Here is a 19,038-nt window from a genome sequence, read left to right on the forward strand (position 1 = left end):
AGTCAAATAAATTCTCATAACTGTATCTCTGTAGCAAAGGTGATCATTGCGCTCACAGATATGGTCAGTCATACAATCAAGTCGAAAATGTAATGATATTGGCGATGTCATAAAGACATCACCAAACGGAGAAAAAACTTCGAATCACCATTCGGACCCGAAGTCAGAGAGGGTTTAGTGGCGAGTGGCTAATGTGGTAGCAATCGGATCGACGATTTGTGTCAGCCAAAGATGAGAAAGCTGTTGGGTCATCGCAGGGTAGCCGCTGTGTTGCATCATCCCGACACTGTCAAATGATGCCTCATGGAGCAACTGTTTCGATTCTGACCAAAGAGACCAGTGGCCGGAAACGGTGATTTTGCCGTGTCTATCGGCATGAAAACGATAGACTTCAATATCCAGCATTAATTTAGGCCGAATATACTGATAAGACGGAATCCAAGTGAGTGTCGGTAGCCGTTCTTTCAGCCGTCTTAACGTCATCTTTTCCAGCTGAGAACTCAGTGATTCAGCCCATAAATGTTGTGATGCCAGATAGACCTGCCCATCGGGATCGACCATGGCGATATTCGGTTTTTCCAGATACCCCGGTATTTTAATGGCTTTGAGCTGTATCGTTTGGTTAATCAGTGTCGGTGCTTTCAGCGCCGATACCTGCTCCGACATGGGTAGCAGATATTGAGTCGTTTCCAGCGCGGTGCTCCCTGAACATCCGCCGAGGAATACCAGCATGAGCGATAGTAATACAGCGCGTCCTGTCAATCTCATTGAGCACTCCCTTTGGTCACTTTCGGTTCAATATCCTGCTCACTCTGTTTGCCGAAAATAATGGCATTCGGCTGTCGGCGTAAGTCTTGTAGTAATGGATATAATGTTTCAAGATTCCGTTGTATCGCATCAAGACTTTGCTGAATATTCTGGCCTAAAGCTCCCTGAGCCTGATAATCACTCAGGGTTTCGTTTAAGGTTTCCAGCGTACTCACCAGCCGATCCGGAATTGCCTGTGTCTTCTCTTGTGACAGCAGTTTTTTGAGGTTCTTGCTCGCTTCATGTAGCTCTTTGAATGTGTCATCGGCAGAAGCCAGAGTCTGATTCAATTGCCCGACGGTCTTATCCATCGGTAGTGCCGCCAAACGATCAAGAATCAGCGTAATCTTCTCCTGTATTGAAGCAAAAGAACTGCTGACCGACGGGAACACCGGATACCCATAATACATGGTTTCATCGAGCGGTTTGGGATCTTTAACAAACACCACCGATACGACTTTTGCACCGGTCAGCAGGTTGCTGCTACTCAGTGTTGCCCGCATTCCCTGCTTAAACCCTTGGGTAAACATATCGCGCCACTCATCCAAATTCATATTTTTCTGTTTTAAGTGAGATGCAATTCTTTGTGGTTCCAAACGAATCAGAATCGGAACAGACGGCATACGAATGTCATTCGTACTATCAAACGAACCACCATGAAATGGCACTTCTTCTACAGTTCCCAAACGGACACCATTATATTCCAGCGGCGCACCGGGCAGCAGGCCACTGATACTGCCCTGAACCAACATAATGTAATCGATATATTTATCATAGCGATTATTGGCCGCCGCTTCTTTCGAAGAAAAAAGCCGGAACTCGGTTGAGTCCTTGACGGGGGAGCCAGAAACCTGATTATTTGTCGTACCGAAGGAGATCCCACCGGAAAGCAGTGTCTGTAAAGAGTCCATCCGCACTTCCAGTCCTTTTGCCGTTCCTTCAACCAACAGCCCCGGAGTTATCCAGAACTGCACATTGCTGTGAACTAAAGCATCATAAGGCGCCTTGACAAAAATATGGTATGTAATCGCTTTGCGTTTGACATCAAAATCAACATTTTCAATGTAGCCGACTTCAAACCCGCGGAAATGAACCGGTGAGCCGACCTCCATTTTTGCGTTATCCGTCGAATAGAGCCTCAGACGAATCCCCCGGTTATCAGCCGTTGATAACGGCGGTTGTTTGAGCATGGTAAAACGCTCACGTTTTTCACCATTCTTACCCGGATTAACATTGATAAACGCCCCGGAAAGAATCGTCCCCAGACCACTAATCCCTTCTTTCCCCACTCTGGGTTTCACCACCCAGAACTGGCTTTTGCTGTTTAGCATCGCCTCAGCGCCCTGCTCCATCCGGATATGGATAATCGCGTGATTAAAGTCATCACTGAGTTGAATGTCGGTGACTTCTCCGACATCAACGTTATGAGCCTTCACTTTAGTTTTTCCGGCGATCAGACCATCTGCATTTTCTGCGACAACAATAATCTCGGGCCCTTGCCGAGACCAATTCTCAACTAACATCCATCCGGCAACAATCGCTGCAATTAAAGGCACGAACCAAATTGAATTAAAGTGCATCCGGTGGGCGGATTCAACAGCAGATGATGAACGACTCAAGTGGTTATCTCCTCAGATTTATCCCAGATCAGACGGGAATCAAACGACATTGCTGCCAGCATAGTCAGAATCACCACAGCAGCAAAAGAAATAGCGGCAATACCGGGAATAATATTCATCATGGCACCAAGCTGAACCAGTGCTGACAAAATTGCCACTACAAACACATCAACCATTGACCAGCGCCCGATAAATTCTGTGATGTGATAAATTCGTTGGGTTGGTTTTTCATACTCTCTGCAACCAAAACGAATTTGCCAGCAGAGCCAGAACAACATCAAAATTTTCATCACCGGCACCAGAATACTGGCAACAAAAATCACACCGGCGACAAGATATGACTTCATTCCCCACAATAAAATCACGCCACCCATAATGGTTGACGGCTCACTGGTTCCAAGAAACGTCGTAATCATAATCGGAAAAAGATTAGCAGGCAGATACAAAACACACGATGCAAATAATAATGCTAACGTATTATTCAGGCTGCCTTGTTGACGCTGATGCAGAACATGATGACAGCGCGTACATTTATGGGTTTGCGCAGTCATCAGTGCCCCGCAATACTGACAGCCTTTTAACCCTTGAGATAATGCAGAACCGGAACGAACCGCAACCGTCGGTGCCGGGCCACACAGACAGTGCCAAATCCAGCGTTTATCAACAAAAGAGATTGTCCTGAACAGGCAGATCGTAAACACACAGAATGCCCAGAAAGACAGCCCCAACTCAATTTCAGCCAAGCTTTGCAGTTTAACTAAAGCCACCAGCCCGCCGAGCAGAAAAACATCGACCATCAGCCAGGGTTTCAGGGCATTGATCGTGTGCGTCAATCCATAATGAATTGCGCGGAGCTTACCTTGTCGCATTGCCAAAGCAGTCAAAAGTACCGCTGTCAGATAGATCACCGGTAGCACCAGTAAAGACAGGGTCACAATAATACCGAGCGAGATGTAATGTTCCCCCATCAGGCCATAAATACAGTCTAACAAGGTAATCTGCTGATGGCTGCCTTGCGAGGAAAACCCGAGAAAAACAAAACACAGCGACATAATGAACATCAATACCGCTGAGCATCCGTTACTCAGTAGCTGTTGAGGGGCATTCGGATGGCACTTCACAATCAAATGACCACAACGGGCACAATCATGCTGTTCACCGGCTTGCAATGGCGGCAAAACATTCACCCAGTCACAGTGATCACAAGCCGTTGCTTGTTCATGGTATTTCCCGCTACTCATCTCTGTCACACCATTTGGTTCCCTGTCGCTCAACATTCGTGAATCATCCACGTTTATCATCGAGTTTACCCACGACTTAGAAATCTGTAAAAACAATTGTTATCACAAATGAACACTGACTGTTATGTCATTTTATGGACGGTAAATACACTTTGTGGACACATGGGTCTGTCATCCACGGACAACCGACTGCCATAACCCCGTAGATGAAGTGACCGAATACCACCACTTATCATTGAGCTCATTCCTTTTTATTCTTAAAGAAGAGACAGTAATAATTAAATATTACATAAAAACGCGACGACACCCTGAACAACATATTGCTGTGTTCTTTATCAATGCGTATGATTGCCGGTATACACTGAGTCATATGACATTAAACTCTTATTCTCTCTGTCTTCCGTTGTCTTACTTCTCTGTTGTTATGCATCAGTGTCAATCCGGGTATACTCCCAAGTAATGTCGGGGTTTCATGCTGACGGGAATGTACGATACGTGTACTTATTGCGGTAGATTCAACAATGAAAGAAAAAATAGCAGCAATCTGTGGCTGGATGTTGATGCTCAGCTTGACCCTCTCCGTCATATCCACATTCAGCGATTCTGTTCCGTTCTATTGGGCCGGAATTCCGATCTGGCTGGTTTCCTGCGTGTTAATCCCAACCCTGAAAGCGACCCAAAAAAAGCAAATATTCATTTTACTGGGGATCGGATTAGCCGGTTTGCTATTCGGGCTATTGAATCAGGCTGACATCAGTTACATTTTCAAAGCGATAGAAGCCAATCAAAAAGTCATTAATATGCTGATTGGGGTCGGGTTTCTGAAAATTTTTGCCACCGCAAGTATCCGTAGTCAAGAAGACTTACCTAAAGGAAAAGGGGCTTTGCTGCGAACTTTACTGGGTACACACCTCTTCGGTGCCGTGTTAAATATGTCGTCTGTGATTATTGTCGGGGATCGGCTTGCCAGTCAGAGTCGTATGACGCCTTTGCAGGGGATATTATTGCTCCGGGCATTCTGTATCTGCGCATTCTGGTCACCTTTTTTCGCCGCAATGGGATTGACACTGATCAGTTCTCCGGGGGCGCAACTCAGTACACTGGTTCTGTATGGTATTCCAATCAGTATTGCCGCCATCGCTTTCAGTGCATGGGAAATTCTCCGGCAGCCGGACGCCGGAGATCTGCACGGTTATCCGATTGCCCGGCATTCACTGTGGATGCCTTGTTTACTGGCGTTGATTGTCATCGGGATGCATGAATGGCAACCGCAAATCAGCGTTCTGACGCTGGTTACCCTGACGGCTATCCTGTTTATTTTTATTTGGTTACTCACCAGTGACGGACTCAGAGGGTTATTCCGTTTTAAGCAACATATCGAGTCAGGTATTGTCAGCTCTGCCGGTGAAGTCGCTTTATTTGCAGCCGCAGCGTTGTTAGCGGCCGGAACCGCGGCAACGCTATCATCACTGGATATCCGCCTTGCCCCACCGCATTTCGGCTCGCTGGAAGCCAGTATCACCGTGATGATTCTGGTTGCGCTGGCAATGACGGGGATGCATCCGGTCACCAGCGTGGTGCTCGCCGGGAGCTTACTTGCCCCATCGGTTCATGATCCGAACCTGTTAGGCATGACGTTATTGATGGGCTGGTCACTCGGTATTTTACTCTCCCCGTTCTCTGGCGTTCAGCTCAGTATTCAGTCTCGCTATGAAATCAGCGCAATCAGCCTGCTCAAAATGAACTGGCGTTACGCGATTACCATGCTATTGCTGTGCTTTGCCTTGCTGTGGTTCTATCAGTTTTCGCACTGAGAACGCGAGCAGTAAAACCCAAAATCAGTGCCTCATGCCACTAAACGCGCAGTACACTTTCCTGAAAATATGAAATCAGTGATTAAAAAACAACCAACAATACCCAATTCTGGCAGCTGTTCCGGGCGATATCATCCTGAAGTGAAACAACTTCAATTAAAATAACAAAGGCAGCGTCCTGATATGAACGCTGCCTTTCATCGGTACTTTCTTTTGCATTGATTGCTTGATCATTCGATCACTTTATTCATCACTCACTTCACCGGACATTACTGCGCAGATAAAGACAAACCGAGCGACTGTCTCAGATAAGCACCGGCACCTAATAGTCCCGGTTCTTTATGGGTAATAACAAAGACAGGAATGTTCTCTAAATAAGTCTTGAACCGCCCTTTATCTTCAAATGCAGTGCGGTATTGTGAATCGAGCAAGAAGTCGACAAAACGGGGCACAACACCACCGGCAATGTAAACACCGCCCAAAGTTTCAAGATTCAGTGCCAGATTACCGGCAAAGCGCCCCATCAGGGTACAAAACAGTTCCAGCGCTTTGCGACAATCCGCTTGTGTGTTGGCCTGAGCCTGTTCAACCACATCTTTCGGCGTGTATGCTTCCGGTGTCCGTCCGTCGGCACGCACCACGGCATTGTACAGATTGACAATGCCTTGTCCGGATAAACAGCGCTCCGCAGAAACCCGACCAAACTCTTTGCGTAACTCCGCTAAAATCAGGTCTTCTTCCTGACTCCCCGGCGCCAGATCCACATGACCGCCTTCTCCGGGCAGACTGAGCCATTGATCGTTCACCGGCAGTAAATGCGCCACACCCAGTCCGGTTCCGGCCCCGTAAACTGCAACCGGCTTACCTGTAACTGCACTGCCCTGACCCACTTTGACCACATCAGATTCAGCTAAAACCGGAATCGCCATTGAGACTGCGGTAAAATCATTGATCACCTGAAATGTTTCAAGACCGAGGTTACGTTGCAGGGTTTCGATGGAAAATTCCCAGCTATGATTGGTCATCGAAATCCAGTCACCTTGCACCGGACAGGCAATCGCAATACAGGCTTGTTGAATAGCGACTTCGGATGCTTCGATATAATGCTTAATCACTGACTCAAGACTTGGATACTCGGCACAGGCATACGTCCTTGCGTGACTGACTTCCCCTGATGCCAGTTCGCATAATGCCAGACGGGCATTTGTACCGCCAATATCGCCAATCAACGCAAATTGATAGGGCATAAAATCCTCCATTAAAATTCAAATCCAAAAATCAAAAAATGTCGGCAAAGTGCCAACATTAAAAATAAAACGACACAAGTGGATGACCGCCAGATGAGGTTGAGAACGCGTCCCTATTCTCTTGCGTGACTATCACGATCGGCTATTTTCGCTGCCAGTTCGACCAAGCGCTTTGTGAGTCAGCACTTAGATTGTCAAATGCAGCATTCTATCGATTTCGCCCCGGCGAACCTGAGATATCCGTCAAAGCTAGGGATAAATTATCCGTCTCTGCGCATTTTTATGCTTAACTGCTACTGAATCACCAGACTGCCATCTTCATTGAAATCCCAGCAGTCGCCATAGGCAACTTCCCATAAATGACCATCGGGATCAGAAAAATAGCCACTATAACCGCCCCAGAAGGCATCTTTGGCAGGTTTTTCCAGCTTTGCACCGACACTGACCGCCAGTGCCAAGACTTCATCAACTTCCTCTTTTGAACGCGTATTGTGAGCCAATGTCACACCAGAGAAGCCTGAACAGGGAGCTGCGAACTCCGGTGAAACATCATCAGCCAGTTCATCCAGCGGATAAAGTGCAAGACAGACACCGCCAGTCTTAAAGAAAATGATACCGTCTGCCGGTTTTTGCGGTGAGGTAAAGCCGAGTGCAGCATAAAAGTTATATGAAGTCTCTAAATTTTTCACACCGAGTGTGATAATACTAATCCTTGGTTCCACCGAATGCTCCTTGATACATCAATCACTTCATATATCACGCAACCATATGTCAGCAATCAATCCTTGGCTCGACATGGTGGTGAGATAATAAGACCTTTCTATTCTAGCCTAGCAAATCTACGAAAAAACATCGTGAAAGTGCAAATAATTAGCCGTGTTCTCAAAAAAATCACAACCCGGTCTGATAACAATGAAACTTAATCCATATGATTATCAAAAGAATTTAATTTTTAAACCACAATATTACAGCAACATGATCGCAATAACTTTTTGGCCACAAGAACTCATCCATCGATGCGTGGCACCCCATCGACAACATTTGACTCACTCCTTTTCAGTATGGCTGTCGATGGTGATCATCACCGCATCCGGACGCCAGTATTCAAACTCACAATCGATGATTGCGCCGTCTTGTTTATAATTAACACGACAAATTTTCAGCACTTGCTGCCCGGCAGCAATGTTGAGCGCTTTCGCGACGGCCGGCGTTGCAGCGGTGGCAATCACATCAAAACGGGAGCGGCTGGTGACATAGCCATATTTATGCCGGTACAGTCCGGTCAGTGACTGGGTGAGATTTTCTTCCAGAATGCCGGGGAACCAATGGGCAATCAGGCAGTTTTCCACATACAGCACGACGCGCCCGTCAATAAAACGCAGCCGTTGAATAATATGCAGTGGCGTCATCTCATTACGTGCCAGCAACTTGGCTTCATCACTGGTCGCCATGCGGCTTTGCACTGCAATCAACCGTGTTTCAGCAATCCGGTGCTGATCACGGATCATCTGATGAAAGTGACTGCGGGACAACGGGTTATAATGAACGCGTGGCGGTGAAACAAACCAGCCCCGGCGCTCTTCGCGATAAATTAAGCCTTCCGTTTCCAGAGACGCCAGTGAATCTTTGACGGTAATCCGTGTGGTCGAAAACAGCGTACATAACTCCCGTTCTGAGGGTAATTTTTGTCGGGCACTCATCGTCCCGCCGAGAATCTGTTCCCGAATGACATCTTTAATTTTCGTTAACTGCGTCATCTATCTGTTTACCTGAATCTGTTTACCTGAATCCGTTTCTCTAAACCTATTTCCATGAACTAGCCCAACATTGATCCCATTCAATGTAAGAGCTCGCCCGAAACCAGACAAGCAGACCCCGGCAATCTTCATCAATCTGTCATAAATAATTTAGAAAACAGCCAAGGAATCGTCACATTTGCTCAATAGGATGAAATACAAGCAAACTGAACTAGTCCAAAGGATGGCTTTATGAAATTACGTCGTACCCCCCGAATGATAATGGCAACTACATCGTTGCTTTCCCTTACAATGGCCTTTCATGCAACAGCAAAAACCCAGTCGCTTGATGAGTTGGTGAAAGCCGCCAAAGCGGAAGGACAAGTCTACAGTGTCGGTATGCCCGACAGCTGGGCCAACTGGAAAGATACCTGGCGCGATCTGAATAGCAAATATCACCTGCAACATCAGGATACCGATATGAGTTCAGCGCAAGAAGTTGCCAAATTTGCGGCGGAAAAACACAATGCCACCGCCGATATCGGTGATGTCGGCTTCGCGTTCGGCCGTGTTGCGGTACAAAAAGGTGTCGCTCAGCCTTACAAACCATCGACTTGGAACGAGATTCCTGACTGGGCCAAAGATAAAGACGGTTACTGGGCGCTTGCCTATACCGGCACCATCGCCTTTATGTCGAACAATAATCTGGTCAAAAACCCACCCAAGACATGGGCTGATCTGCTCACTGGCAAGTATAAAGTCACCATCGGTGATGTCGGTGTTGCCTCGCAAGCCAACAATGCGGTGTTAGCCGCTGCATTTGCCAACGGCGGTAATGAATCGAATCTAAAACCGGCTCTCAAGTTCTTCGCCAAACTGGCTGAACAAGGCCGTCTGTCTTTTACCGCGCCGAGTCTGGCAAATCTGGAAAAAGGCGAAGTGGAAGTCGCGGTACTGTGGGATTTCAACGCACTCAACTACCGCGATAAAATTGACCGCTCTCGCTTCACGGTGAGCATCCCTCAGGACGGTTCGGTCATTTCCGGCTATACCACCATCATTAACAAATACGCGAAACATCCGAATGCGGCAAAACTGACCCGTGAATATATCTTCAGTGATCAAGGGCAAATCAACCTTGCCAACGGTTATGCGCGCCCGATCCGCACCAATATTGCGCTGCCGGCAGAAACCAAAGCCAAATTACTTGATAACAAACAGTACGAACATGTGCATCCGATTAAAAATTTCGATGCATGGGAAAAATCCGCCCGCCGCCTGCCGCGTCAATGGCAGGAAAATGTCCTCATCCACCAGCAGTAAGGCAACCCGATGAACAATAAAGTTATCCTTGTTGTTCTGGATGGCCTCAACCTTTCAGTAGCCCGGCAGTGTCTGGGCTACCTGAATGGTCTGATCGCCTCGCAGCAAGCCACCTTATATCCGCTTACCTGTGAACTGCCCTCATTATCCCGGCCACTTTATGAATGTTTGCTGACGGGCGTTCCGCCGGTCGCAAGCGGCATCGTGCACAATCAGATCAACCACCGTTCACATCATGAATCGGTGTTCAGTCTGGCAAGCCAGCAAGGCAAAAAAACGGCCGCGGCGGCCTATCATTGGTTTAGCGAACTGTATAACCGTTCCCCCTACCATCCGGTCGAAGATCGCTTTACCAACGACCCGACCCTGAATATTCAGCACGGCATTTTTTATCACTGGGATCACTACCCCGACGAAGCACTGTTTCTCGATGCCGAATACCTGCGCCGTCACTATGACCCGGATTTTTTGCTGATCCACCCAATGAATATTGATGATGCCGGTCATCACGCCGGTCTCGATTCAGCTCATTATCGCAATACCGCCCGCAAAGCCGATATGATTTTATCGGACCACTTGCCACAATGGATGGCAGCGGGATATCAGATTTTGATCACCAGTGACCACGGCATGAACAATGACCACTCGCACGGTGGCACCTTGCCGGAAGAGCGCGAAGTCCCGCTGTTGGTGATCGGTGACCATTTTAGCCACCAAGCGGCTCAAATCGCCCAGACCGATATTTGTGGTGTGATTTGTGAATTACTGGGACTGACCCACCAAAAATCCATCGCGGGAGGTGTTCTTCGATGAGTTTGTCTTCACCATCCCAAAGATCGCCCGACACCGTTCTCATGCGGCTGAAACAATGGCGGCCATTACTCTGGTTAGTACCGTTTGCGGTCGTGTTCTACCTTTTTCAGATTTCGCCGCTGACGTGGGTCATCACCAATAGTTTCAGTGACGGCACTCAGTTCTCGCTGGACAATTACCGGGAAATTTTAGACTCGCCCTTTATTTTGCAAGGGTTTAGCAACAGTTTATGGCTGGCTCTCTGGTCAAGTTTAATCGGTTTGCTGATCGCAGCCGTGCTGGTTTCATCGCTGCGTCATCTCAACAGCCGCATCCGCGATGCTGTGATTGCCTTTACCAATATGAGCAGTAACTTTGTCGGTGTGCCGCTCGCGTTTGCTTTTATCATTATTCTCGGCACCAATGGTGCACTGACGCTGATTCTGCGCCAACTCGGTATTCTCGATGAATTCAACCTCTATGGCCGCTGGGGACTGCTGGCGATTTATACCTATTTTCAAATCCCACTCGGCGCTTTGTTACTCTATCCGGCATTCGATGCCCTGAAAAAAGACTGGCAGGAAGCGGCTGCACTGCTCGGGGCCAATACACGTCAATACTGGTTGAGAATCGCCCTGCCCGTACTGGCTCCGGCGCTGTTCGGGACATTTATTATCCTATTCGCCAACGCTATCGGGGCCTATGCCAGTGCGTATGCCCTCACCCTCGGCAATTACAATCTGATCACCATTCGCATTGCCAGTCTGGTTTCCGGTGATCTGTTTCTCGAACCCAATCTTGCCGCGGCGATTTCTGTGTTACTGATTGCGATTCTGGCTTTCGTCACCATCATCAATCAATGGCTGATCGCCCAAAGTAACCACACCGGCCAGACCAAACGCCGTTCCGCCACACCCCGTTCGATGAGAAGGAAAGCGCATGCAAAACACGCATCAGATCTATCATAAAAGTGTGGTATACGGGATCCTCTTTATCCTGCTGATCCCCATCGCAGCCACATTTGCCTATGCGCTCTCCGCCCGCTGGGGAGCCTCGATCCTCCCCGAAGGGTTTACCCTGCATTGGTATATTCAGCTCCTCAGCGATCCGCGTTTTCTGGCAGCATTCGGCCGATCATTATTTGTCTGTCTCTCGGCACTGCTGCTGGCAACCGTGCTGATTCTGCCAATGATATTCGTGATTTTTTATTACTATCCGAAGCTGGATAAGGTTATGAATATTCTGATTTTGTTGCCGTTTGCCGTGCCGCCGGTGGTTTCTTCGGTCGGGCTGCTCCAGCGCTATGCCGACAGCGACATCGTTCTGGTCGGCACGCCGTGGATTCTGATCGGCACCAACTTCACCATCGCGCTGCCATTTATGTACCGCGCCATTGCCAACAATATGATGGCGATTCACCTGCGCGACCTGATTGATGCTGCTCACCTGCTCGGTGCCAGCACCACCAAAGCATTTTGGTATATTATTTTGCCCAATTTGAAAAAAGGCCTGATGGCGTCCCTGTTTCTCTCTTTTTCATTCCTGCTCGGTGAATTCGTGTTTGCCAACATTCTGGTCGGCACCCGTTACGAAACGTTGCAGGTGTATTTGTACAACATGCGTCAGACCAGCGGTCACTTTACCTCAGCACTGGTGATGACCTATTTCTTGTTTATTTTTATCTGTACCTGGCTTGCCAGCCGCTTTAACCGGGGAGTTCAACTATGAGTTATGTCCATGTCAATCAACTCACCAAAGTGTTCGGCGAGCATGCCGTATTTCAAGCGATTGATTTCACCATTGAACAAGGGGAATTCATTACCCTGCTCGGCCCCAGCGGCTGCGGAAAATCGACTCTGTTACGTTGTATCGCCGGGCTTGAAGCCATCGATCAGGGAGAGATCTGGGTCGATAACCACGAGATCTCCCGTCAGGTACCGCAGCAACGGGAAATCGGTATGGTGTTTCAGTCTTATGCGCTGTTCCCCAACATGACGGTGGCCGACAATATTGGTTTCGGCCTGAAGATGAAAGGCCTCGATAAGCCAACCATTGCCCAGGAAACACAACGCTTTATCGAACTTGTCGAATTACAAGGCAAAGAAAAACAGTATCCTCATGAACTCTCCGGCGGACAGCGGCAACGGGTTGCGTTAGCCAGAGCGTTAATCGTCCGGCCCCGTATTCTGCTGTTGGATGAACCGCTCTCTGCGCTCGATGCCAAAATCAGAAAGGTGCTGCGCCAGCAAATCCGCGCCATTCAGAAAGAACTCAACCTGACGACGATTTTCGTCACTCACGATCAGGAAGAAGCCATGCAACTGTCTGATCGAATCTTTCTGATGAATCAGGGCGAGATCGTGCAGCAAGGCAGCCCGGAACAGATTTACACCCAACCGGCCAATACTTTTGTGGCGCAATTTATGGGGCATTACAATCTGCTTGATGCCCTGACAGCCCATACTTGGTTCGGGATTGAGAGCACCGGTCAGGTCGCGATTCGTCCCGAGTCCATTTATGTCAAAGAGCCGGGCCGTCAGTATGACGCACACATTTCAGCGCCGCGGGCGGCAACCGTCGTCAGCCATCAGCTACTGGGAAACGTGATTCGCTATACCGCCGCAATCGGCGATCAACACCTGACCGTTGATCTGCTCAACCGCTCTTCAGAACGATTATTTCCGGTTGGACATCCGCTGGAACTTTTATTTAACTTAAACGAAATTCAACCGGTGAGAGATTAAGATGGCCAACCCTTTATATGTGTTCGACATGGATGACACCCTGATTGACGGCGACAGTGCCATGATCTGGAATACGTTTTTAGTCGAGCAAGGTATCGTCACCGACCCTGACTTTCTGGCGCGGGATCGCGAGATGATGGCTTTATATGCCGCCGGCAAGATGGATATGGCGACCTATCTGAATTTTACTCTTGCTCCACTCACCAAGTTGCCGCAAACCACCGTTGATGCGCTGGCCGAAACCTGCGTGACAACTCAAATTCTGCCGCGGCTGTTCAATGAGGCGCAGCAACTGATCAGCGACCTCATCACCCAACAGATTCCGATGCTCGTCATCTCGGCCACGGTCAGTTTTATCGTCCGCCCGCTGGCGCAAAAAATCGGTATCCCCGATGCGTTAGGCATTGATCTGGTCACCGTCGATCAGCGTTACACCGCCGAGATTGATGGTATTGCCAGCTATCGGGAAGGCAAAGTCCGCCGACTGGACGACTGGCTCGCGAGTCAATCGCAATCTTTCTCTGCCGTGCATTTCTATACCGATTCCATCAACGACTTACCGCTGTGCCGACACGCCGATTATGTCTATCTGATCAACCCGGCCCCGGCGCTTGCGCTGCAGGCCGAAGGCAAACCAAACTGGACCATTTATCACTGGGGCCAAACCTCGTCAGCAACACCCGACGCACCGACAGCATCGGCCTGAGCTGGCGCTTCAATCGCGAATCCGCTACATTGTCAGCCATTGATGACAGACATAACGCAGACGATTCAATGGCAAAAAGCGGACAACATGGCGGGAACACCCGGGAAATGGCAGAGAAATACGGCCAAACCGCAGCAGAGATACTGGACTTTAGCGCCAATATCAATCCGCTCGGTATGCCGTCAGCGTTACGCGCAGCGCTGATCGCTCAGATCGATTGTGTCGAACGCTACCCGGATATTGATTATCAGCACCTCCATCAGGCGATTGCCCGTCACCATGCCAATCAGATCCACCGTTCTGAAGGCGGTTTTCCGGCCAGTTATGTGGTCGCAGGCAACGGCGCGACCGAGCTGATTTATCAGTGGGTACTGCACACGCAGCCGCGCCACGCCTTGATTGTCGAACCGACATTTGCCGAATATCGCCAGGCGCTGACCCGGGTCGGGTGTGAGATTGAAGGGTTTGTCTTGCAGGAGAGTGAAGGGTTTGCGCTCACTGAGCGTTTACTGGATACATTGCACCAAGGGCTGGATTGTCTGTTCCTCTGCACCCCGAATAACCCGACCGGGCTGATGCCGGAGGCTGATTTACTGCAACGTATCGTCACACGCACCGCTCAGTTGGGGATCAGGCTGTTTGTGGATGAGTCATTTATTGATTTTTTACCGCAGCATCGGGGGCTGACCGATGTGCTGGAACACCATCCGCACCTGTTTGTGCTGCGTTCGATGACCAAATTTTACGCCATTCCCGGGCTGCGGCTCGGCTATTTGTTGTCAGCCAATCAGCCGGTTCTGGCAGCACTGCGCAATCAACGTGAACCGTGGACGATTAACGCCTTCGCGGCACTGGCCGGAGAAATTCTGTTTACAGACGATGGGTATGCGGAACAGACTTATCACTGGCTGCACAGCGAGCAATCTTACCTGTTCCAAGGCTTGTCTCAGTTGCCGGGGTTGACGGTTTATCCGCCCGCGGCCAACTATATTTTCTTTCGCCTGCACCGGGCTGATTTCGATTTACAACATGCCCTGATGCAGCGCAACATCCTGATCCGCCACTGCGCCAACTACCGGGGCTTATCGCCACAATACTACCGCGTCGCCATTCGCGCCCGAGCAGAGAACCAGCAATTGCTACGGGCACTCCGCGACGTGCTTGCGCCTGACTAACCGTTAAGCACCTTTCAGTTGCATCGGTAAACCGGCGGCCATAAAAGTCACCTGTTCAGCCAACGCCGCAATCGCCTGATTCATCCACCCGGCATGATCGACATACAGGCGGGAAATTTCGCCCATCGGGATAATGCCGAGGCCGACTTCGTTGGAGACACATAAAATCGTCGCCGGAGAGTCACGCAGCGCGGTGACCAAAGCCTGAACATGCTGTTCAATCTGTGTTTTGGTGGCGGTTTCACCATCGTTATAGATAACGTTATTGAGCCACAAGGTCAGGCAATCGACCAGCACGATATCCTGCTGCTGAAACTGTGCCAGCGTCTGCGCCAGCATCACGGGCGATTCATGCTGACACCACTCCGGCCCGCGGCGACGCTGATGCTGTTCAATCCGCTGCTGCATCTCCTGATCAAACGCAATCGCGGTCGCAACATAATGCAGCCGAGCCGCACACCCTTCATCCAAGCGCTGCTGCAACAACGCCAACGCCTGACGCTCCGCATAGCTCGACTTCCCGCTCCGCGCCCCGCCAATAAAAAGAGATGTCGCCATAGATTCCTCCGCATAGTGAGCCTGTGATTTTGCCCGAACGAGGGGGAAAAGCAATGGGATTGGGGAGTTAGTATGTAGGCTTTGAGACTGTTAATTATTCTGTATCACGCCATTTTTATAGCTACTCCTCACCTAACTTTAACTCTAAGCTTTTTATATACTCTTCTAACTTTATATTTTTATCTTTTAGTTCTTCATTTTCCTTTGCCAATTCTTCATTTTCTTTAGTTAGCATTTTCTTTTGATTTGGGATATTTAAATTCAAACCAATTTCCATCTCATCTTTATATGGAATGATAGGTTCAAACAATTGCTGATATGCCCTACCTATAGCTCCAGAGAATAATTGTAAATTTGGAATATTATTACCACAATTAAGGATGTGATCATTTGATATACCTGGATAAGGGTCTATATAAATTATAGTATTTATTCTTAGCTGATATGCTTTTTTTGCACATAGTTCACACGGACTCGCTGTACTATAAAGCTTGCCACCTTTAACTGACATTCCACCATATTTTGAAATTTGCAAGAAAGCATTCTCTTCCGCATGTAAAGCTCTTGTATGGACTTGATTCTTTTCACCATCAATAGAGTTTTTTATGTCTTTAAAACAGAAAGTTACTGGTTTACCATTAAATTCAATGGAATTCTCTGGCTTAAATGCATATACACTTTTAAATCTTTCAATAAAATCAGAATTCGTTTTCTCAAAATAACTAAATGCAGGCTCATCTTCATTATTGATTAAATCCTCCACTCTTCGTAAATTACAAGGTGTTTGCCCCTGAGCAACATTGTTCCACCCAACTGCTTTTATTGAAAAATCTGAATCAGTAACAACAGCACCAACTTGTCTCGATATACAACCAGAATTTAATTTGGCATTGAACGCAATATGCATACATCTTTCATCTTGCGATGGTGTAATAATACCTGGATGCATAATAAGAGACAGATACTTAACTAGCTGAATTTTTAATAATTTAAATTTATTATGATCATCAGGATTATATAAATGAATGTCTGCTATTTCTATACATCGTTGTATATCTAATGACCAAAATCTATCTTCACCTTTTAATGATTTAGGATTCTCTCTACTATCAATTCCTGAAACCTCTTTATTAGAAATTCCAGGCTGATTTAGCAACCTGCTAATCCTTACATTTGGTTCAGTAGAAACAGACATTAGATAAAATGCTGAATATCTTTCTCGAAAAAAGAATGCCTCGTAAGGATTTCTTATTGCATCAAGAACCACACATACATTTTCCCCAGACAACTTAGATTTATGCCTTAATATTTTTATTAACTTATTAGCTCTTTGAGCAAATACATATATTTTATCACTATTATAAACCGAATCATTCGCACAACCTGATTTTCTTATATTATTACCAATCAGTTGGTAAAACTTTGTATATGAGCCAAGCTCTATTTTATTTAATACTTTTCTAATTTCTAAAGAAAATTGTGGTAGCTTATTAAAATAGAAATCATAGATTGAATCACTATATAAATCATTTTGATTCATTTCGGCATAAGCTTTAGCTTCATTACGCATAGTATGATATTTCTCATAATATTCACGTAGTTTTTTATCTAATTCTGGAGTATTTTGAGTCACATAACCATCTAAAATAGTTCTATATATTTCATCAAATTCATCATAAGAGAGGTCTAATAAAAATGTGGACACAATATCACTCATTTTTATATGATAAAATTTAACCCATTGTTTTCTTAAATAATCATATACAATTTTATATTTTCTCTCTTCATCATTTTCGAACAAGCTGGATTTCGGTCTTGGTGCATTAAAATCATGAAAGTTATTTTTTGTAAGAAGTTTAGATAAAGTTGTACATCCAGAACCTGTTCGACCTGTCAATCCTAAGATCATGAATTTTCTACGCTCTTTATAAATGGTATCTAAACCTGTCATCATAATTCCTTAAGGATTTATAAAAGTTATTAGACAGCCCCCTGCCGTATAACATTAGTAGACTGTTTTGTATAACTTACCGTCATCCAAACAGATCTCGATAAGCCCCACTTGTTCACAAATAAGAACCTAAACTCTGTACGTAGAATTGAATAATCAAAAGAAAACATCCAGAAAAAATTGACACTAATATGACATTCTTTGATGTAGGTAAGGTTTGCAAGAAATTGCAGTGTTTAAACAATCAGTAAGGTGTGATGAAGAGGTTTGGTACACGAAGCAGTAACACTGTTGGTTTGGGACGCAATCAAGTTCCTCGATTTCAATCACATCTTCGACTGCGCCCCAGGTACTTTTTCACGGCAGAAAAAGTACCCCAAAATGCCTAGGTTTAAGTTCAGCGCGCGTCATCAGGGTCGGATTGATTCGCATCCTGCTCAAGCAATCCTGAAAAATCGTCCATGATTTTTCACCCTGAGAGCATCGATCAGTTGAGCTTTGTTGATTCAATGTTTCACGCTATTCAAATCAACCACTCAACAAAGAAAACCATTCACGGATGAATGGTTAGGCTTTTCCGGGCAGGACGCCCGTAAAAGCTGGTTCTGGACAACGTGTGACCAAGCCCAACAAAAAAGATTTTCTGGTTCGTCTTTCATCTCTGAAAGATGAACTGGCGCACAGGGCACCGATGCCTCTGAAACCGCAAGACGTAATTGTGCGTCAAACTGCAACGCCGATGGCTGGAAAAGTAAAAGGATGATGCTGAGTTTGGGACGCAACCAAGTTCATCGGTTTCATTAGCATCTTCGACAGCGCCCCAGGTACTTTTTCACGGCAGAAAAAGTACCCCAAAATGCCTAGTTAAGTTCAGCGCGCGTCATCAGGGACGCTTTTATTCGCTCCTGCTCACGAAAAGCTTAAAATTCATCCCTGAATTTCCCCTGAGCACATCAATCAAGTTGGCTTTTTAAAAAGATTTCACTCCATCCAAATCAACCACTCAACCAAGAAAACCATTCAAGGATGAATGGTTAGGCTTTTCCGGGCAGGACGCCCGTAAAAGCCGGTTCTGGAACGCGTGTGACCAAGCCAAACAAAAAAGATCTTCTGATGGGATGGTCACTCCATCACTCGGCATCGTGATGTGCCATGATTGAAGTGATATCAACAATCGAAATCAGGAGTGACCACCATGAAATGTAGCGTAATCAGTATCGACTTGGCAAAAAACGTTTTCCAAATCTGTGCATTAGATGACAAACGTCTGGTTCTTTTGAACAAAAAAGTTAGACGAAACGACTTGCTCGATCAACTCAGACAAT

At 47.0% G+C, this 19,038-nt stretch carries 16 protein-coding genes and 1 pseudogene; 9 read left to right on the plus strand and 8 right to left on the minus strand.

Translation table 11 applies throughout. From position 1 onward, the window contains the following. Positions 1-174: 174 nt before the first annotated feature. The 3 genes from VR7878_RS00310 to VR7878_RS00320 are packed head-to-tail and all read right to left on the minus strand — an operon-like array spanning position 175 to position 3,667. Positions 175-768: a PqiC family protein gene (locus tag VR7878_RS00310; RefSeq protein ID WP_077332334.1), complete on the minus strand. Its 594-nt coding sequence runs from the start codon at positions 766-768 to the stop codon at positions 175-177. Then, positions 765-2,426, minus strand: coding sequence for an intermembrane transport protein PqiB (pqiB, locus tag VR7878_RS00315; RefSeq protein WP_077332336.1), 1,662 nt, complete (start codon positions 2,424-2,426; stop codon positions 765-767). Before pqiB ends, VR7878_RS00310 begins: the two co-directional genes overlap by 4 nt. Beyond that, a complete protein-coding gene (locus tag VR7878_RS00320) occupies positions 2,423-3,667 on the minus strand; it encodes a PqiA/YebS family transporter subunit (protein WP_077332338.1) in 1,245 nt (414 codons plus the stop codon). The genes pqiB and VR7878_RS00320 overlap by 4 nt, the downstream gene beginning before the upstream one ends. Positions 3,668-4,188: 521 nt before the next feature. Here VR7878_RS00320 and VR7878_RS00325 point away from each other — a divergent pair. Then, positions 4,189-5,481, plus strand: coding sequence for a hypothetical protein (locus VR7878_RS00325; RefSeq protein ID WP_077332340.1), 1,293 nt, complete (start codon positions 4,189-4,191; stop codon positions 5,479-5,481). Positions 5,482-5,750: 269 nt separating this feature from the next. Here VR7878_RS00325 and glk read toward each other — a convergent pair whose 3' ends face one another. The 3 genes from glk to VR7878_RS00340 form a co-directional block, all read right to left on the minus strand. Further along, entirely contained in the window at positions 5,751-6,728 is a 978-nt protein-coding gene (glk, locus tag VR7878_RS00330) for a glucokinase (RefSeq protein WP_077332342.1), read from the minus strand. Positions 6,729-7,021: 293 nt separating this feature from the next. After that, complete coding sequence (locus tag VR7878_RS00335) at positions 7,022-7,450, minus strand: VOC family protein (RefSeq protein ID WP_077332344.1); 429 nt, start codon at positions 7,448-7,450, stop codon at positions 7,022-7,024. 324 nt (positions 7,451-7,774) lie between these two features. Beyond that, the gene (locus VR7878_RS00340) at positions 7,775-8,485 is read right to left on the minus strand and encodes a UTRA domain-containing protein (RefSeq protein ID WP_077332346.1); all 711 of its coding nucleotides are present in this window, start codon (positions 8,483-8,485) and stop codon (positions 7,775-7,777) included. A 291-nt stretch (positions 8,486-8,776) separates the two neighbouring features. Here VR7878_RS00340 and VR7878_RS00345 point away from each other — a divergent pair, with 291 nt between their 5' ends. From VR7878_RS00345 to cobD, 7 genes and pseudogenes are all read left to right on the plus strand, one after another. Continuing rightward, positions 8,777-9,787, plus strand: a complete 1,011-nt coding sequence (locus tag VR7878_RS00345) for an ABC transporter substrate-binding protein (protein WP_370737063.1) — start codon at positions 8,777-8,779, stop codon at positions 9,785-9,787. Between the two features lie 9 nt (positions 9,788-9,796). Next, complete coding sequence (locus VR7878_RS00350; protein ID WP_077332350.1) at positions 9,797-10,600, plus strand: alkaline phosphatase family protein; 804 nt, start codon at positions 9,797-9,799, stop codon at positions 10,598-10,600. A 41-nt stretch (positions 10,601-10,641) separates the two neighbouring features. Continuing rightward, positions 10,642-11,478: pseudogene (locus tag VR7878_RS00355) on the plus strand (ABC transporter permease); the annotation flags it as partial. 40 nt (positions 11,479-11,518) lie between these two features. Continuing rightward, positions 11,519-12,307: an ABC transporter permease gene (locus tag VR7878_RS00360; RefSeq protein WP_038179731.1), complete on the plus strand. Its 789-nt coding sequence runs from the start codon at positions 11,519-11,521 to the stop codon at positions 12,305-12,307. Next, a complete protein-coding gene (locus VR7878_RS00365) occupies positions 12,304-13,323 on the plus strand; it encodes an ABC transporter ATP-binding protein (RefSeq protein ID WP_038179729.1) in 1,020 nt (339 codons plus the stop codon). Before VR7878_RS00360 ends, VR7878_RS00365 begins: the two co-directional genes overlap by 4 nt. 1 nt (position 13,324) lies before the next feature. After that, positions 13,325-14,029, plus strand: coding sequence for an HAD family hydrolase (locus tag VR7878_RS00370; protein WP_077332354.1), 705 nt, complete (start codon positions 13,325-13,327; stop codon positions 14,027-14,029). A gap of 68 nt (positions 14,030-14,097) precedes the next feature. Beyond that, positions 14,098-15,204, plus strand: a complete 1,107-nt coding sequence (cobD, locus tag VR7878_RS00375) for a threonine-phosphate decarboxylase CobD (RefSeq protein ID WP_077332356.1) — start codon at positions 14,098-14,100, stop codon at positions 15,202-15,204. 3 nt (positions 15,205-15,207) lie between these two features. Here the strand turns inward: cobD and cobU are convergent, their stop codons facing one another. Continuing rightward, positions 15,208-15,762 carry a bifunctional adenosylcobinamide kinase/adenosylcobinamide-phosphate guanylyltransferase gene (cobU, locus tag VR7878_RS00380; RefSeq protein WP_077332358.1) on the minus strand — a complete coding sequence of 185 codons (555 nt, stop codon included), beginning with the start codon at positions 15,760-15,762 and terminating at the stop codon, positions 15,208-15,210. A gap of 121 nt (positions 15,763-15,883) precedes the next feature. Continuing rightward, positions 15,884-17,716: a hypothetical protein gene (locus VR7878_RS00385; RefSeq protein WP_077332360.1), complete on the minus strand. Its 1,833-nt coding sequence runs from the start codon at positions 17,714-17,716 to the stop codon at positions 15,884-15,886. A gap of 613 nt (positions 17,717-18,329) precedes the next feature. Between VR7878_RS00385 and VR7878_RS21020 the strand changes: the two genes are divergently transcribed. Then, complete coding sequence (locus tag VR7878_RS21020; protein ID WP_159440410.1) at positions 18,330-18,476, plus strand: hypothetical protein; 147 nt, start codon at positions 18,330-18,332, stop codon at positions 18,474-18,476. The last annotated feature ends 562 nt before the right edge of the window (positions 18,477-19,038 follow it).

The sequence above is a fragment of the Vibrio ruber DSM 16370 genome (assembly GCF_900163965.1).
GTDB classification, from domain to species: Bacteria; Pseudomonadota; Gammaproteobacteria; order Enterobacterales; family Vibrionaceae; genus Vibrio; species Vibrio ruber.

What these genes read in the sequence shown, in the direction of transcription:
- cobU (WP_077332358.1), bottom strand. Translation starts at nt 15,762, where the DNA reads ATGGCGACATCTCTTTTTATTGGCGGGGCGCGGAGCGGGAAGTCGAGC.
- VR7878_RS00340 (WP_077332346.1), bottom strand. Translation starts at nt 8,485, where the DNA reads ATGACGCAGTTAACGAAAATTAAAGATGTCATTCGGGAACAGATTCTC.
- VR7878_RS00345 (WP_370737063.1), top strand. Translation starts at nt 8,777, where the DNA reads ATGGCCTTTCATGCAACAGCAAAAACCCAGTCGCTTGATGAGTTGGTG.
- VR7878_RS00325 (WP_077332340.1), top strand. Translation starts at nt 4,189, where the DNA reads ATGAAAGAAAAAATAGCAGCAATCTGTGGCTGGATGTTGATGCTCAGC.
- glk (WP_077332342.1), bottom strand. Translation starts at nt 6,728, where the DNA reads ATGCCCTATCAATTTGCGTTGATTGGCGATATTGGCGGTACAAATGCC.
- VR7878_RS00320 (WP_077332338.1), bottom strand. Translation starts at nt 3,667, where the DNA reads ATGAGTAGCGGGAAATACCATGAACAAGCAACGGCTTGTGATCACTGT.
- VR7878_RS00370 (WP_077332354.1), top strand. Translation starts at nt 13,325, where the DNA reads ATGGCCAACCCTTTATATGTGTTCGACATGGATGACACCCTGATTGAC.
- cobD (WP_077332356.1), top strand. Translation starts at nt 14,098, where the DNA reads ATGGCAAAAAGCGGACAACATGGCGGGAACACCCGGGAAATGGCAGAG.
- VR7878_RS00310 (WP_077332334.1), bottom strand. Translation starts at nt 768, where the DNA reads ATGAGATTGACAGGACGCGCTGTATTACTATCGCTCATGCTGGTATTC.
- VR7878_RS00385 (WP_077332360.1), bottom strand. Translation starts at nt 17,716, where the DNA reads ATGATGACAGGTTTAGATACCATTTATAAAGAGCGTAGAAAATTCATG.
- VR7878_RS00365 (WP_038179729.1), top strand. Translation starts at nt 12,304, where the DNA reads ATGAGTTATGTCCATGTCAATCAACTCACCAAAGTGTTCGGCGAGCAT.
- VR7878_RS00360 (WP_038179731.1), top strand. Translation starts at nt 11,519, where the DNA reads ATGCAAAACACGCATCAGATCTATCATAAAAGTGTGGTATACGGGATC.
- VR7878_RS00350 (WP_077332350.1), top strand. Translation starts at nt 9,797, where the DNA reads ATGAACAATAAAGTTATCCTTGTTGTTCTGGATGGCCTCAACCTTTCA.